The sequence below is a fragment of the Streptomyces sp. D2-8 genome (assembly GCF_023184515.1).
In the GTDB taxonomy this organism is placed as follows: Bacteria; Actinomycetota; Actinomycetes; order Streptomycetales; family Streptomycetaceae; genus Streptomyces.
Genome location: NZ_JAAHBP010000014.1, coordinates 120,257 through 136,357 on the forward strand (window position 1 = coordinate 120,257; position 16,101 = coordinate 136,357).

Consider the following 16,101-nt stretch of genomic DNA (forward strand, 5'->3'; position numbering starts at 1 on the left):
GGTGCAGTGATCAGGTGAGCGCAGGCTCCGCCTGGTGTGCGTCAACGCTCTCCATGATCCTGTCGTGAGAAGCGGCAGCCGTCAGCGCTTCGTTCTCCGCCTGGATTCGTCCGAGTTCGGATTCCAGGTCCTGGACGCGCTGCTGGAGCCGTCGCATCTCGGCGAGGAGTCGAGGGTCGGAGCCGCCGACGTAACCGAGAAGCGCCTTTGCCATGATGGATGGTCCTCCACAATGCGTGACCGACCGCTGCGGTGTGGGTCGTGAGGGATTCGCACCCGCGGTTTTGGCAGGGCCTGGAGTTGTACTGCCGTTCAGCCATGCCAAACAGCTAAGGTGCGCGGGGCTTTCAGCGTCTCACCAAAAAGTTTGACGGTCAACACGATCACGCCCCGTATTGGGGGCGACCCGGGCACGCGCGGCCTGGAACGGCCGTACTGCGGCTTCTGCGGGGCCCTGGGGGCGTGGCGATCATCCTTGCGTGCGGAGCGTGCCAAGGCAAGCGATTCTTGGCAATCACCAGCAAGTTTCCGTCCGGGGTCGTCCCCTGCGCCCCGTCCACAGGAGGCCTCGGGAGCCGCCCGGCGGGCGTGATCAGCGAATGGCGAAGCCGTCGTAGCCGCCGCGAGGTGTGTCCCAGATCTCGGTGACGCCGTCCACGCGGCCGGGCGTGTCGTCACCCTGGAGCCACTCCAGCAGGCCCTCGCAGCCCTCGCGCCCGCCCTCGGCGACCACTTGGACCCGGCCGTCGCCCAAATTGAGAGCAAAGCCACTCAGGCCGCCGATCTCCAGAGCCTTGGCCCGCGTGAACCAGCGGAAACCCACACCTTGGACGCGTCCACGCACCCAGGCGACCAGTCGCACATCCTCGCTCATGACTGCAACCTAACCGCCCAATCTCTCTTCGGGACACTTCCTCCACTTGCGCCATGCGGTACCGTCCCCCCTCAACGAATCTCATATGAAACTCACACGATCGAGTGAGTTTGGTGTTGATCTCGAGGACGAGTCCACCGCCAGGACGAGGAAGGCCAGGACATGGGACGCCACCGACGCTCCGACGCCGGCCGCGCCGCCACGGGCCGCGCCACGGGCACCACCCACGCCGACGGCTTCGCGGAGGGCTACGGTCCGCTGTACTCCACCGCGGACGACGCCCCGACGATGGGCATCGCGCCCTATCTGAACCCCGAGGCGTACGCGGACAACTACGCGAAGAGCGAGGCCTACCTGTTCGCGGCGGACGCCTCCGCCGCGGGTGACCCCTACGGCGACACAGCCGCCTTCGCGAGCGACGGCTTCACGCCCGACGGCGGCGCCCGGCGCGCGGGGTCGCACCGCCGCCGCAAGAAGACCGCCCGGCCGATGCGCACCGGACTGCTCGGCGTCTCCGCCGCGGTCGCCCTCGGCACGGTCGCGGTCGCCACGGGCGCCGTGCCCGGCCTCGAGAACTACCAGCTCGGCGGCAACGGCGGGGCCGACAGGGTCCAGGCCGGGGACACGCCGACGAACACCCCGAGCGAGCAGGGCGGTACCTCCGGCAGCGCCGACAGCCGAGACGAGGCGTCCACCAGCCGGAATGCCGAGCGTCCGGGCTCGCCGTCGCCGTCCGCCTCGAAGTCGTCGGCCGCGCCGACGAAGACACCGGAGAAGACGGAGAAGACGGAGAAGACGCAGGAGAAGACTCCGGAGAAGAAGAAGCCGGCGGCCACCCCGAGCGAGAAGCCGGACAACACGCCTTCCCGTACGGCCACGAAGGCACCGAAGGCGCCCAGCGCCTCCGCCGCTCTGTCCGGGGAGTCCGCCGCCGCGGCCCAGGTGCTCAGCCTCGTGAACGAGGAGCGGGCCAAGGTGGGCTGCAGCCCGGTCGCCGCCAACAGCGCCCTGGCCGATCTGGCCCAGAGCTACAGCGAGGACATGGCCGCGCGGGGCTTCTTCGACCACACCGACCCCGGCGGCCGCACGCCCTGGGACCGGGCCGAGAAGGCCGGGATATCCAACCTCGGCGGCGAGAACATCGCCCGCGGCCAGGCCGACGCCGCGGCGGTGATGGATGCCTGGATGAACAGCCCCGGCCACCGCGCCAACATACTGAACTGCGACTTCAAGACGCTGGGCGTCGGTGTCGAACTCGGTTCCGGCGGCCCCTGGTGGACCCAGAACTTCGGCTACTAGGCCTGCCGACGACGCTCACGCGGCGGCCAGGCCCTTGAGGAACACCCTGGCCGCCTCCGTCACGCGCTGGCGCAGCCGCTCGGCCGTGGCGCACCGGCCTCGACGAGAGCACTAACTTTAGGTAAGTGCAACCTGTTGGTTAGCGCTGCGCTGCCGTATCCTTGGGCTCATGACCACCACCCAGGAGCTCGCGGAGGGCCTCGACGACCTCCCGTACAACGTGTTCGCCAAGGCCTGTCCGTCGCGCGGCACGCTGGAGCACGTCACGGGCCGCTGGGGCGGCCTGGCTCTCGGCGCCCTGTACGAGGGCTCGCTGCGCTTCAACGAGCTGCGCCGCCGCGTCGACGGGGTGAGCGAGAAGATGCTGTCCCAGACGTTGCACGCCCTGGAGCGCGACGGCCTGGTCCACCGCGAGGCCCAGCCGACCAACCCGCCCCGGGTGGACTACGAACTGACGCCGCTGGGGCGCGACGTGGCCGAGCGGCTGCTCGCCCTGATCCACTTCGTGGAGGGCAGCATGGACGAGGTCCTGGCCGCCCGCGAGCGGTACGACTCCGCTAGGGCGTGATCCGCGGCGGCCGCTGGCACTTCGGGCAGTAGTAGCTCGACCGGTTCATCCAGGGCCGCCGCCGCATGGGCGTACCGCAGCGCCGGCAGGGCAGGCCCTCGCGTCCGTACGCGTCGAGCGACCGGTCGAAGTAGCCCGACTCGCCGTTGACGTTGACGTACAGGCTGTCGAAGCTGGTGCCGCCCACGGCGAGGGCCGCGTTCATCACGTCCCGCACATGCCCCAGGAGCATCAGTGTGCGCGGGCGCGTGAAGGTCGCGGTGGGGCGCTCGTAGTGGATGCGGGCGCGCCAGAGGGCCTCGTCCGCGTAGATGTTGCCGACGCCGCTGATCAGCGACTGGTCGAGCAGGGCCCGCTTGATCGTGGACCGCTTGCGGCGCAGCGCCCGGTGGAAGGCCTCGTCGTCGAAGAGCTCGTCGAGCGGGTCGCGGGCGATGTGCGCGATGACGTCGGGCAGGCCGTCGGGAGTGTTCTCGTGCAGCGAGAGGCCGCCGAAGGTGCGCTGGTCGACGAAGCGCAGCTCGGTGTCCAGGGCGTCGGTGAAGCGGACGCGGATGCGCAGATGCTTCTCGTCCGGGGCCGTGTGCGGCTGGACCAGGAGCTGGCCGCTCATGCCGAGGTGGGCCAGGATCGACTGGTCCGTGTCCTCCAGGGGCAGCCACAGATACTTGCCGCGGCGGCTGGGGACGCCGATGCGGTGACCCTTCAGGCGGTGCGCGAAGTCGTCGGCGCCCGCGAGGTGGCGGCGCACCGCGCGCGGGTGCAGCACCTCGGCCTCGGCGACGGTCCGGTTGGCGACCCACCGCTCGAGACCGCGCCGTACGACCTCGACCTCGGGCAACTCGGGCATGGGGTCCCCCGTCACGAACCTGTGGATGACGCGAGCGCCCGCCCCGGGCAGGGGCGGGCGCTCGGGTGCGCTGTGCTTGCCGCCCCTGGAGAGGGCGGCGGCGGTCAGCCGTCGGCGGGGCCGTCGGTGACCGTCTGGGCGGCGGTCTGAGCAGCTGCCGTCTGCGTCGCCTCGGCGGCCTTCGCCGCCTTGGCGCGCTCGTCCGCCGCGGCCCGGATGGACCGCCATGCGGACTCGGCGGCCTGCTGCTCCGCCTCCTTCTTGCTGCGGCCGGTGCCGGTGCCGTACGAGACGCCTCCGACGCGGGCGGCAGCAGTAAAGGTCTTCTCGTGGTCGGGGCCTGTCTCCGTGACCAGGTACTCGGGGACGCCGAGTCCCTCGGTCGCGGTGAGCTCCTGGAGACTGGTCTTCCAGTCCAGGCCGGCTCCGAGGTTCGAGGATTTCTCGATCAGGGGGTCGAACAGGCGGTGCACCAGCTCCGCCGCCGAGTCCAGGCCCTGGTCGAGGTAGACCGCGCCGATCACCGCTTCCAGGGTGTCGGCGAGGATGGACGCCTTGTCCCGGCCGCCCGTGCCCTCTTCACCACGGCCGAGCCGGATGAAGGAGCCCAGGTCGAGCCCGCGGCCCACCTCGGCGAGCGCACGCGAGTTCACCACCGCTGCCCGCAGCTTGGCCAGCTGGCCTTCCGGCAGGTCGGGGTGGGTGCGGTACAGCGTGTCCGTGACCACGAGGCCGAGGACGGAGTCCCCGAGGAACTCCAGACGCTCGTTGGTCGGCAGACCGCCGTTCTCGTATGCGTACGACCGGTGGGTCAGTGCGCGCACCAGAAGGGCGGACTCGAGCTTGTAGCCGAGCCGCCCTTCCAGAAGCGTGTGGGACGAGGCCTGGTTGTTGTCCGCCGGAGCACTCCCGCTCACACGGGAAGACTTGTTCTTAGGCGTGGACACAGTGCCTCTCACCAGCCGCTCAGACCTCGAGGACCTGGCGCTTGTTGTAGGTGCCGCACGACGGGCACGCGATGTGCTGCTGCTTGGGCTCGTGGCAGCGCTCGCACGCAACCAGGGTGGGGACCGCAGCCTTCCACTGCGACCGGCGGTGGCGCGTGTTGCTGCGCGACATCTTCCGCTTCGGAACAGCCACGGCTACTTCTCCTGCTTCTCGTCGGCGCGTGCTGACTGAGGCGCGCCGCCGCTCATCTCGTCCTTCTCGCCGTCCTTCATGGTGCCGGCGAGTCCCTGCAATGCCGCCCAACGAATGTCGACGGCGTCGTGGTGGTGGTCCGGGTCGTCCGCCAGCCGCGCGCCACACTCGGCACACAGACCGGGGCAGTCTTCCCGGCACACCGGCTGCATCGGCAGTGCGAGCACCACCGCATCACGCAGCACGGGCTCGAGGTCGAACAAGCCGTCCTCGAGGAAGAGCCTGTCCTCGTCGTCCTCGGCGTCGTCGCCCGGTTCCGCGATCACGCGGCCCCGGTCATCGGCGTCAGGGTACGAGAACATCTCCTGGAACTCCGCTTCGAGCTGCTGCTCGAGCGGCTCCAGACACCTTACGCACTCCCCCTCGGCCGTGGCACGGGCGGTGCCTGTGACGAGCACCCCTTCCATGACCGACTCCAGGCGGAGTTCGAGCTCCACCGGGGCGCCTTCCGGCACTCCGATGACTCCCTTGATACCGAGGTCCTTGGGAGCGTCGACCGTGCGGGTCAGGCGCTGCAGCGCACCAGGCCGCCGACCCAGCTCGTGCGTGTCGAACACGAGGGGGTTGCGGTGGTCGAGGCGGGCGTTCAGGGCCATTCCTGCTTTCGATCTGAAGAACTCGCGGGCGCTGCCCTTCGGTGTTCCCGGGCAGCGTTGATCGCGGACGTACGCGCGACCGAAGAGCCAGGATACTGGACCATTCGCTGTCGGCCCAATCCGGGGCTCAGCCCTGGCCGCGACCCTGCTCGTAGGCCCGCAGCTGCTCGGCGCTGATCATGCCGGTGTCGAAGAGACTGGTCTCGTCGAGGGCGTACCCCTGGTGGCCCTGCTGGGCCTGCTGCTGGGCCTGGTTCGGGTCGTAGGCGGTCTGCTGGGGGTCGTAGCCCTGGTAGCCATAGGGATCGGCGTGCTGGTAGCCGTAGGGGTCCTGCTGGGCGGCATAGGGCTGCTGCTGCGGGTAGCCGCCGTACGGATCGGGCTGCTGAACGGGGGCGCCTGTCGCCGGGTCGTAGCCGGAGGCCGGGGCGTACGCCGGCTGCGCTTGTGCGTAGTCCTGCTGCTGGGCGGGTTGGCCGACCGGGGGCTTCGGCTCGGCGAGGGCGGCCAGGTCGGCGAGGTAGTCGGCGTCGCTGGAGTGCTGGACGGTGCTCGCGTCGTCGGCGAGGGCACCGAGGTCGTCGGTGGCGATCCGGCCGTGCAGCTTCTGCCGGCCGCGGCCGACGGCTTCCAGGGTCTTGGCGAGGACCGCCTCGAAGGCGCCCAGCTTGACGTCGACGTACTCGTCGGCGCTGCGGCGCTGGGTCTCCGGGTCGTGGCTGCGCTCGGGGGCGTCCTCGTCCTCGTAGCCCTGCTCGTCGACGCCCGGACCGGTCCCCAGGAGCTTCTCGCGGCCGCGGCCGACGGAGCCCAGGGTCTTGGTGAGGACGACCTCGAAGTTGGCGAGCTTGGAGTCGACGTACTCGTCGGCCTCGGCGCGGATCTCCTCGGCCTCCTGGCGGGCCTCGGAGAGGATCCGGTCGGCCTCGGCCTGGGAGCGGCGGGCGACCTCGGTGCCGGAGATCAGCGAGCCGCGCTCGGCGTGCGCGCTCTCGACGATCCGCTGGGCCTCCTGGCGCGCCTGCTCGACCATCTGCTCACGGCCGCCGATCAGCTCCTGGGCCTGGGCGAGGGAGTCGGGCAGCGCCGCACGCACCTCTTCCAGCATCGCGAGCAGGTCCGCGCGGTTGACCACGCACGAGGCCGACATGGGCATGGACCGGGCGCCGGAGACCGCGGAGACGATCTCGTCGAGCTTCTTCTGCACGTCCACCGTGTGCTCGCCACTCTCTACAGATGCGTTGGAGACGGACGGGACGACTGTACGGCCATGGGGTCGCCGCGGAACACCGGGTGACGGGCAGTCAGGCCCCGAGGGGATCTCCGGGGCCGGTTCAGTCCCTCCTCAGGCGCTCGGTGAGGACGCCGAGGACCTCCGCGGGCACCAGGTGGGAGACGTCGCCGCCCCAGGTCGCGACCTCCTTGACCAGGGAGGACGACAGGAAGCTGTAGGTGGGGTTGGTGGGGATGAAGAGGGTCTCCACACCCGAGAGGCCGTTGTTCATCTGGGCCATCTGCAGCTCGTAGTCGAAGTCGCTGACCGCGCGCAGGCCCTTGACGATGGCGGGGATCTCGCGCTGCTTGCAGAAGTCGACGAGCAGGCCGTGGAAGGCCTCCACGCGGACGTTGCCGTACTCGGCGGTGACCTGGCGGATCAGGTCGATCCGCTCCTCGATCTCGAACAGGCCCTTCTTGGCCTGGTTGATCATCACCGCGACGTAGACCTCGTCGTACAGCCTGGAGGCGCGGGAGATGATGTCGAGGTGTCCGTTGGTGATCGGGTCGAACGACCCGGGACAGACGGCGCGGCGCACTTGTGTTCCCTCGCTCTCCGGTCCGGTCATCGTGCGTCTTCGCACGTAGAGGCGGCGCGACCGTACCAAAACGTTCCCTCGCCGTAGCGACGGGCCCGGAGGGGTTCGAAACCCTCGGGCCACCGGAATTCACCGCCTCTGGTGCTGCGCTCCACGGTGACGAGGGCTTCTCCGGCGAGCCAGCCCTCTGTACGGAGTGTGAGGAGGATCTCCCGAAGATCGTCGTCCGTGACGGCGTACGGAGGGTCGAGGAAAACGAGGTCGTACGGGTCACCTGGGGGCGATGTGCGGATGATCTGCTCCGCTTTGCCTGATCTGACCTCGGCGCCGGGGAGTCCGAGGCTCTTCACGTTCTCGCGGACCGTCCGGGTCGCTCGCGCATCGGCCTCGACGAGGAGGGTGTGGCCGGCGCCTCGGGAGAGGGCTTCCAGGCCCACGGCTCCTGATCCGGCGTAGAGGTCGAGGACGCGTTCGCCGTCCAGGGGGCCGCCGAGGAGGGACTGCCAGGTCGAGAAGAGGCCTTCGCGTGCTCGGTCGGAGGTGGGGCGGGTGCCGGTGCCCGGGGGTACGGCCAGGCGACGTCCGCCGGCTGTGCCGGCGATCACGCGGGTCATCTGTGGTCCTTGGTCGTGGGCGGCTTCAGGTATCAGTGTGGCTGGTCGCGCAGTTCCCCGCGCCCCTTAGGGGCACGTCACCCTCACCCCTTGTCCAGGTACTGCTCTCTCTCCTCGTCCAGCAGGGCATCCAGAGCCGTGCGCAAGCCGGGAAGGCCGGTCAGCTCCGGGTCGGCCGCCACGACGGCTGTCGCCTCCTGCCTCGCCTCCGCGATGATCTCCTCGTCCTCGATGACCGCGAGCATCCTGAGGCTGGTGCGGGCGCCCGACTGGGCCTGGCCGAGGACGTCGCCCTCGCGGCGCTGTTCCAGGTCGATGCGGGAGAGCTCGAAGCCGTCCAGGGTGGAGGCGACCGCGCCCAGGCGCTGGCGGGCCGGGCTCGCCTCGGGCATCTCGGTGACCAGGAGGCAGAGGCCGGGGGCCGAGCCACGGCCCACGCGGCCGCGCAGCTGGTGCAGCTGGGAGACGCCGAAGCGGTCCGCGTCCATGATCACCATGGCGGTGGCGTTGGGGACGTTGACACCGACCTCGATGACCGTCGTGGCGACCAGGACATGGGTCTCGCCGGCGGCGAAGCGGCGCATGACGGCGTCCTTGTCGTCGGGGTGCATCCTGCCGTGCAGGACCTCGACCCGGAGGCCCTGGAGAGGGCCCTTGACCAGCTGGTCGGCCACGTCGAGGACGGCGAGGGGCGGACGCTTCTCGGCGGCGTCCTCAGGGGATTCGGGGGACTTCCTCCTGCCGGACTTCTTGGGGTCGTCCTCCTCGTCACCGATACGGGGGCAGACCACGTACGCCTGGTGGCCGTTCTCCACCTCCTCGCGGACCCTTTCCCACGCGCGGGACAGGAAGTGCGGCTTGTCGGCGGCCGGGACCACATGGCTGGCGATCGGCGAGCGGCCGGCAGGCAGCTGGTCGAGGACGGAGGTCTCCAGGTCGCCGAAGACGGTCATGGCGACCGTGCGCGGAATGGGCGTGGCGGTCATGACCAGCAGATGCGGGGGCTGTTTGCCCTTGCCGCGCAGGGCGTCGCGCTGCTCGACGCCGAAGCGGTGCTGTTCGTCGACCACGACCAGACCCAGGTCGTGGAACTGCACCTTGTCCTCGATCAGCGCGTGCGTGCCGATGACGATTCCGGCTTCGCCGGTGGTGAGGTCGAGCAGGGCGTGCCGCCGGGCGGCGGCGCCCATGGAACCGGTGAGCAGCACGACCTTGGTGGCCTGCTCGGCCCCGCCCAGCATGCCGCCCTCGGCCAGCTCGCCCATCATCTCGACGACGGACCGGTGGTGCTGCTGAGCGAGCACTTCGGTGGGCGCGAGCATGGCGGCCTGGCCACCGGCATCGACGACGGCGAGCATGGCGCGCAGGGCGACCATGGTGTTGTGGGTAACGGTGAAGTGATCGGTCACGTAGGCATGACTGGGGTGGGCGACGCTGATGCACTGGACGGGCTTCCGCCCCACGTACTCGACCGCCCGGATGCCGCGCCGGAACGTGTTGTATTTCGGCCTCGGACGCACGCGTGCTGCTTTGCGGGTGAGGCGGAACGGGGCGTACGCGTCCGGCAGGGACACCTGCACGTTGTACGCGGCCTTCCTCGACAGCACGCGCGCCCGGCCACCCAGAGAACGCGCGAGCCATGCGACGTCCTCCGCGAGTCGGAGTGAGGCCGAGCAGAAGGAGATGCTCATGCCGTCGGCCTGGACGGTACCGTCCGTGTCCAGAAGCCCCTGCAGCACGGCGAGACGGTCCTTGATCGAGGCGTTCTTGAAAGCCTGAGGGACGAATTTCTCGTGTGACGTCGTTCCCCAGAGGCCCAACTCACGCAGGACCTGGATCACAGGGTTGCGCACGCCTCCGGCACGCTGCTTGAGCTGGATCGTGTAGTCACAGTGTGATCCCTTCACCGGTACCAGCAGGCAATCGGGCGCCACTGCCACCGCGACTGCCTCACGGATCTCGTCATCGATGGTGGAAAGGCGGAGGTTGTGCCGGAACGAACCGTCCCCCAGCAGCAGCCCGATCAGGTACGGGTCGAGGGGTAGCCCGGCGTCGCCACCGAGATCGACCGGCTTCGCCGGCGGGATGTACCACTTCGAGGACCCGTTGGCCTTGAACGTGTCGAGACGGATCTCCCGGGTCGTCATGACCTTGGGAGCCTGACCACGGTGCCAACCGCGGCTCGTGCCGACGATCCAGAGATGCTCGTCGTCGCACTCGACGGAACTCCCGTCGGACAGGACCAGGCGCCACACATCACGCTGCCCCTGGGGGAAGACACCGTCGATCAGCCCGATGTCCCCGTCCGGCACCACTACCTCGTCGCCCACGCGCAGATCCCCCATGCGGCGGAAGCCCATGGGTGTGAGCACCAGAGAGTCGAGGGGCTGGGCCTTGCCCGAACCGACCTCCCCCTGCAACAGCCGGTGCATCGGGTGGTCGGTGGCCAGGTCGTCGAAGATCTCCCGGGAGACCCGCTGCTGGCCGTCGGTGAGGGTGAAGGGGAGGCGGGCGTCGAAGGCGGTGAGGAGGCCGTCGGGGGCGGGTTTGCGGGGGACGGCGGGGAGTTGGGCGTCCGCGTGGCGGCGGCGGGCCAGGGCGACCTGGAGAACGAAGGCCTCGTCCCACTTGAGGCGGGAGCGGGCGTCCTCGATGTCCGCCTTGGTGTGCGGGCGGTGGATCTTCAGCAGGGCCTCGGGGAGGGGCACCAGGCCGCGGCCCTGGCGCAGGGTGTCCGGGAGGGGGTCGACGGCCTCCTGGGCGGTGGGCAGGACCGTCTGGATCGCCTTGCCGATCTTCCAGGACTCGAGTTTGGCGGTGGCGGGGTAGATCGGGATCAGGGCGCCCGCCCAGGTCTCGACGGACTCCTCCGGGTCGCCGCGCAGCAACTCGTAGGCCGGGTGCGCGAGTTGGAGGCGGCGGTTGAAGACGGAGACCTTGCCCGCGAACATCGCGCGCGTGCCCGGCAGGAGTTCCTTGTGGGGCTTGTGGACGCCCGCGCCGAAGAAGACCAGTTGGAGCCGGCCGCTGCCGTCCGTGATCGTGACCTCCAGGCGCTGGCCCTTGCCGCGCGGGGCCTTGGCTGAGGCGAAGGTGTGCAGGCGGGCGTCGGCCACCTGCGCGACCACCGTGACGTGCTCGTCCATGGGGAGGTCGGCGAGGTGGGTGAGCTGGCCGCGCTCCTCGTATCTGCGCGGGTAATGGTGGAGGAGGTCGCCGACGGTGAACAGGCCGAGGTGCTCGGCCATCACCTTCGCGGTGGCGGGGCCGAGCACCGACTTCAGCGGTTGGCGCAGGGGTTCTTCCAGTGCGGGCACGAGATCCATTGCACACCACGCCACTGACAATGGCCTCCGGCCGCGGCCGGGCTCGCCGTAAAGATCCCGGAAACCCCTGGTCAGGCGGCTGGTTCGGGCCTTAGGATGACGCGCTCCCGGCCCTCTTTCGCGGTCACCGCCCCACCGGGACCGCCCGACCCCGCGCCGTCGCGAGTCCCCCACCGGCGCCGTGAAGATGGACTCCCAGACCTCACAGGCATCCCAGGCATCCCATTCGCCCCAGTCACCTCATATGTTCCAGGTCGACCTGCGTGGTCTGGTGGACCTGCTCTCCCACCACCTCTACTCCAGCCCCAAGGTATATCTGCGCGAGCTGCTGCAGAACGCCGTGGACGCCATCACGGCCAGACGCGTGGACGAGCCCGGCGCCCCCGCCCGGGTCCGGCTGTACGCGGAGGGCGGAGCCCTGCGTGTCGAGGACACCGGCGTGGGGCTCACCGAGGCGGATGTGCACAGCCTGCTGGCCACCATCGGGCGCAGTTCCAAGCGGGCCGAGGGGCTTGAGGAGGCACGGTCCGACTTCCTCGGGCAGTTCGGCATCGGGCTGCTGGCCTGTTTCGTCGTCGCCGAGCGGATCCGGGTCGTCAGCCGCAGCGCCTGTACGCCCGGGGCGCCGCCGGTGGAGTGGACGGCGTCCGACGACGGTTCCTACACCGTGCGGACACTGCCGGACGCCGAGCGGCCCGAACCGGGCACCACCGTGCATCTGGTGGCCCGGGCGGGGGCCGCGGAGTGGCTCACGCCCGAGCGGGTCGCCGCGCTGGCCCGGGACTTCGGGTCGCTGCTGCCGTACGACGTCCGGGTCGGCGACGAGGCGGTCACCGACCTTCCGGCGCCCTGGGACCGTCCGTATCCGGGCCCGGCCGCCCGCCGTGTCGCCCTCGCCCGGCACTGCCACGACCTGTTCGGCTTCACCCCGCTGGACACGATCGACCTGTCCGTGCCGCTGGCCGGCATCCGCGGGGTGGCGTATGTGCTGCCGTCGGCGGTCAGCCCGGCCCAGCGCGCGGGGCACCGGGTGCACCTGAAGGGCATGCTGCTGACCGAGCGGGCCGAACAGCTGCTGCCCGGCTGGGCGTTCTTCGTGCGCTGCGTGCTCGACACGGACAGTCTGCGGCCCACGGCGTCACGCGAGTCGCTGTACGAGGACGAGACGCTGGCCGGGGTGCGGGAGGCGCTGGGCGAGCGGATCCGTGCCTGGCTGACGGGGCTGGCGGCCGGTGATCCGGAACGGCTGGCCGCGTTCCTGTCGGTGCACCACCTGGGCGTGAAGTCCCTGGCCCGGCACGACCGGGAGATGCTGCGCACGATGCTGCCGTGGCTGCCCTTCGAGACGACCGACGGGCGGCTGTCCCTGGAGGAGTTCGCGCAGCGGCACCCGGTGGTGCACTTCACGCGGACCGTCGAGGAGTACCGGCAGGTCGCGCCGATCGCGTCCGCGCAGGGCATCGGCGTGATCAACGGCGGTTACACGTACGACAGCGAGCTGGTGGAGGCGCTGCCGTCGGTGCGGCCGGGCACCGTGGTCGCCGAGCTGGACGCCGAGACGGTCACCGCGCATCTGGACGCGGTCGACCCGGCCGAGGAGCTGGCCCTGTCCGGCTTCCTGGCGGCGGCCCGGGCCCGGCTCGATCCGCTCGGCTGTGACGTCGTGCTGCGGGCCTTCCACCCGCTGTCCGTGCCCGCGCTGCACCTCGACGACCGGGACGCCCGGCACGAACAGGCCCGGGCGGACGCCGAGGCGCGGGCCGACGACCTGTGGGCGGGCATCCTCGGCTCCCTGCGCGGCAGCGCTCCCCGCGCGCGTCTGGTGCTCAACCACCTCAACCCGCTGGTCCGGCGGATCAGCTCGCTGCACGACCCGGAGCTGATCGGCACCGCCACGGAGTCGCTGTACGGGCAGGCGCTGCTGATGGCGCAGCGGCCGCTCAGGCCCGCCGACTCGGCGCTGCTCAACCGCGCGTTCATCGGTCTCCTGGAGTGGGCCACGCACAGCGAGGACGGTCAGGCATGAGCGAGATCACGGACTTCGACGCGCTGCGCGGGGCGATGGCGGAGAACTCCGAACAGCCGGAGGGGCCGGCCCGCAACGCGCGCGCGGAGGAGCTGCTGACGGCGGCCGAGAAGCTGAACATCCCGCTCGCCGTGATCGAGGCGCTCGGGCACCAGCTGAAGGTCTACAACTACAGCTCCGAGAAGGGGAAGATGTTCGTCCCCTTCGCCCGTCTGCTGCGCATGTGGGACGAACGGCCCGAGGACTTCGACGAGTACGAGACGTACTCGCTGCACTGGGTCTTCAAATGGGTTTCGGCCGGCATGCTCGACCAGCCGCACATCCCGCTCGCCTCGGTCGAGAAGTGGCTCGGCGAGATGGAGCACCGCTACCGGCTCGCCGGGCATTCCGAGCGGGCCGTGCGCAGCGCCGAGCTCAGTGTGGCCGCGCATGTCGGGGACGTGGCGCGGGCCGAGCGGGCGTATGCCGCGTGGCTGGCCGCCGACCGGGACACCATGGCCGACTGCCACGCCTGTGAGCTGCACGGGCAGGGCTGGTGGCAGGCGGAGCAGGGGCGGGACTCCGAGGCGCTGGAGCTGTGGCGGCCGGTGCTGGAGGGTGAGTACACCTGCGCCCACGAGCCGCACACGGTCCTCGCGTCCTCCCTGGTGCCGCTGTTGCGGCTGGGGCGCCTGGACGAGGCCCGGGCCCACCACCTGCGGGGCTTCCGGCTCGTCCGGGCGATGGAGAGCATGCGCGGTGCGTACGCGGACCACGTGGAGTTCTGCGCGCTGACGGGCAACGAGGCGCGGGGCCTGGAGCTGCTCGCGGAGCGGCCGGCGTACTTCACGGGCGACGGGCATGCACAGAGCAGGCTGGACTTCATGAGCGTGGTGGCCCTGCTCATGGACCGGCTGACCGGGCTCGGGCTGGGCGAAGGGCGGGTGCCGGGTCCGGCAGGCCGGGAGTGGACCGCCCGCGAACTCGCCACGCACGCGCGCGGGGAGGCCCTCGCCCTGGCTGCGCGCTTCGACGAACGCAACGGCACGACGCACGTGAGCGAGCGGGCACGCGCGCGTATGGCGCGGCAGCCGCTCGCGGAGCGGCTGCCGCTGGGCGTGCGGTCGGTACGGCCGCTCCCGCCACCCGCTCCCCCGACGGTCGTGCTTCCGGAGGCGTCAGGCACCGGACAGCCGGATCTGCCCGCCCTCCTGGCCGAGGCACGGCGGCTGTCGGACACCCTGCGGCCGAACGCCGTGGAGGCGTGGGCGGCGGCCGCCGAGGCGGCGGAGGGCGTCGAGCTGGACCCGCGCGACCGTGCCGAGATGGCCGACCACGAGGCGATGTCCCTCGGCCCCGGGGGCATCGAGCTCTTCGAACGGGCCGCCGGCCTCTACGCGGCGGCGGGCGACCCGGGCGAGGCGCTTGCGGCACGCGCGCGTGGGGCGTACGTCCGCGCGCTCGCGGGCGACGTGGACGGCGCCGTCGTGGCGGTGACCGGCCCGTACGACGAGATCCTCGCGCTGTACGCCGCCGACGGCACGGGGATACGGCAGACGGCGTCCGTGGTGATGAGCCGGGCGCGGATCCTGACGCGCCGGGCGCACGGCGGCGAGGGCGACGGGGCGGTTCTCGCCGAGGCCGAGGCCGCCGTCCGGGAGGTCCTCGCGCTCGTCGACGGCCGGACCGAGGAGGACGTACGGCTGGCCGCGCGGGTCGCCGAGGCGCAGGCGATGCTCGGGGAGCTGACGGGGCTGGCCGGAGATCTGGAGGCGGCCGCGGAGCTGTTCGCGCGGGGCGCGGCGGCGTTCGTCGCGGCGGGGCTGCCGTGGTTCGCGGTGGAGTACGAGGCCCGGCTGGCCTCCCTGACCCACCACCTCGGCGACATGGCGGAGACGGAACGGGCGCTGCGGGCGGCCCTGGAGCACGGCGGCCCGCATCTGGAAGCGCCGGGACGGGCCCAGCTGCACCTTCAGCTCGCCGAGGTCGTCGGCGGCCGGGGCGAGGCCGTGGAGGCCGCCCGGCACGCCCTGGAGGCCGCCCACTGGGCCGACGAGGCGGGCGAGTCGGCGACACTGGGTGCCTGGGCGCGACAGCAGCTCGGCGGGTTCCTGCTGCGGCAGGGGCGGTGGGCCGAGGCCGCGGAGGTGCTGGAGTCGGCGCTGCCCGATCTGACCGCCGAGACGCACGGCGACGGGGCGGTCGTGCAGACGCAGTGGTGGCTCGGCGACTGCCTGAGCGAGCTCGGCGAGCACCGCGCGGCCGCCGAACGGCGCCTGCAGGCCGCCGAGATCGCCCGGCACTGGCCCGAGCAGCACGACCACGCGACCCTCGCCCATCTGGCCGGGGAATCCCTCGGGCAGGCCGGACTGGTCGCCGAGGCGGACCGGGCCTACGCACGCGCGGGGGACTTGTGGCGTGACCTGGGCAACATCCAGGGCCTGGTCCGCTCGCTGCGTGCCCGTGCGTGGCTGGCGTCGCAGGCACCGGACGGCCTGGCGGAGGCCCGGGGCCTGATGGCGGACGCGTTCCGGGAGTGCGAGGCGGCGCGGGACACGGCTCACGAGGAGGAGTCGCGGCAGCAGTACGTCGCCGAACTCGGCGACACCCACCGGCAGTTCGGTGACCTGCTGGCCCGATCGATCTCCGGGGCCCCCGAGGATGCCCCCGGGCGGGCCGCGTTCGAGGAGGCCCTGTCTCAACTGGCGCTTTCCGCAGAGGTGTTCGCCTCGCTCGGGGAGAGGTACGTGCACAGCCGCACCGCCGCCGAACTCACCGCCGGCCGGCTGGAGGTCGAGCTGGGCCGCCTCGCCGACGCGAGGGCACGCGCGCGTGCGGTGCTGGCCGCCTACGACGGCCACGACGCCACCGAGGCCGACGACGGGGGCCGCTCGACGGTGCGGGCCCGGCGGGCGGAGTCGGAGCAGATACTCCGCCTCGCGGCGGAGAACTGAT

At 71.3% G+C, this 16,101-nt stretch carries 14 protein-coding genes; 4 read left to right on the forward strand and 10 right to left on the reverse strand.

The features are described 5' to 3' along the window. Positions 1-10: 10 nt before the first annotated feature. Together G3I77_RS24525 and G3I77_RS24530 are read right to left on the reverse strand one after the other, a co-directional pair. Positions 11-214, reverse strand: a complete 204-nt coding sequence (locus G3I77_RS24525) for a hypothetical protein (protein ID WP_030852030.1) — start codon at positions 212-214, stop codon at positions 11-13. A gap of 378 nt (positions 215-592) precedes the next feature. After that, positions 593-874: an acylphosphatase gene (locus G3I77_RS24530; protein WP_031108009.1), complete on the reverse strand. Its 282-nt coding sequence runs from the start codon at positions 872-874 to the stop codon at positions 593-595. 162 nt (positions 875-1,036) lie between these two features. On the opposite strand from G3I77_RS24530, the gene G3I77_RS24535 reads away from it, so the two are divergent. Next, positions 1,037-2,173: a CAP domain-containing protein gene (locus G3I77_RS24535; RefSeq protein ID WP_248507192.1), complete on the forward strand. Its 1,137-nt coding sequence runs from the start codon at positions 1,037-1,039 to the stop codon at positions 2,171-2,173. Positions 2,174-2,342: 169 nt separating this feature from the next. Continuing rightward, positions 2,343-2,741, forward strand: a complete 399-nt coding sequence (locus G3I77_RS24540; protein WP_031138140.1) for a helix-turn-helix domain-containing protein — start codon at positions 2,343-2,345, stop codon at positions 2,739-2,741. Here the strand turns inward: G3I77_RS24540 and mutM are convergent. From mutM to G3I77_RS24580, 8 genes are all read right to left on the reverse strand, one after another. Then, positions 2,731-3,591, reverse strand: a complete 861-nt coding sequence (gene mutM / locus G3I77_RS24545) for a bifunctional DNA-formamidopyrimidine glycosylase/DNA-(apurinic or apyrimidinic site) lyase (RefSeq protein ID WP_248507193.1) — start codon at positions 3,589-3,591, stop codon at positions 2,731-2,733. The two genes, G3I77_RS24540 and mutM, sit on opposite strands and share 11 nt — an antisense overlap. A gap of 104 nt (positions 3,592-3,695) precedes the next feature. Beyond that, positions 3,696-4,550 (reverse strand): ribonuclease III, encoded by an 855-nt coding sequence (rnc, locus tag G3I77_RS24550; protein WP_374386517.1) that lies wholly within the window; start codon positions 4,548-4,550, stop codon positions 3,696-3,698. Positions 4,551-4,557: 7 nt separating this feature from the next. Continuing rightward, entirely contained in the window at positions 4,558-4,731 is a 174-nt protein-coding gene (gene rpmF, locus G3I77_RS24555; protein WP_003951102.1) for a 50S ribosomal protein L32, read from the reverse strand. Between the two features lie 2 nt (positions 4,732-4,733). Further along, positions 4,734-5,387 (reverse strand): DUF177 domain-containing protein, encoded by a 654-nt coding sequence (locus tag G3I77_RS24560; protein WP_248507195.1) that lies wholly within the window; start codon positions 5,385-5,387, stop codon positions 4,734-4,736. 127 nt (positions 5,388-5,514) lie between these two features. Then, positions 5,515-6,600 carry an ATP synthase F0 subunit B gene (locus tag G3I77_RS24565; protein ID WP_248507197.1) on the reverse strand — a complete coding sequence of 362 codons (1,086 nt, stop codon included), beginning with the start codon at positions 6,598-6,600 and terminating at the stop codon, positions 5,515-5,517. 121 nt (positions 6,601-6,721) lie between these two features. Beyond that, positions 6,722-7,201, reverse strand: a complete 480-nt coding sequence (gene coaD, locus G3I77_RS24570; protein WP_179956584.1) for a pantetheine-phosphate adenylyltransferase — start codon at positions 7,199-7,201, stop codon at positions 6,722-6,724. A gap of 26 nt (positions 7,202-7,227) precedes the next feature. Then, positions 7,228-7,815, reverse strand: coding sequence for a 16S rRNA (guanine(966)-N(2))-methyltransferase RsmD (rsmD, locus tag G3I77_RS24575; RefSeq protein WP_248507199.1), 588 nt, complete (start codon positions 7,813-7,815; stop codon positions 7,228-7,230). An 83-nt stretch (positions 7,816-7,898) separates the two neighbouring features. Continuing rightward, entirely contained in the window at positions 7,899-11,141 is a 3,243-nt protein-coding gene (locus G3I77_RS24580; RefSeq protein ID WP_248507201.1) for a helicase-related protein, read from the reverse strand. 187 nt (positions 11,142-11,328) lie between these two features. Here G3I77_RS24580 and G3I77_RS24585 point away from each other — a divergent pair, with 187 nt between their 5' ends. Next, entirely contained in the window at positions 11,329-13,167 is a 1,839-nt protein-coding gene (locus G3I77_RS24585) for an HSP90 family protein (RefSeq protein WP_248507203.1), read from the forward strand. Beyond that, a complete protein-coding gene (locus G3I77_RS24590; protein WP_248507205.1) occupies positions 13,164-16,100 on the forward strand; it encodes a tetratricopeptide repeat protein in 2,937 nt (978 codons plus the stop codon). The genes G3I77_RS24585 and G3I77_RS24590 overlap by 4 nt, the downstream gene beginning before the upstream one ends. Position 16,101 lies beyond the last annotated feature (1 nt).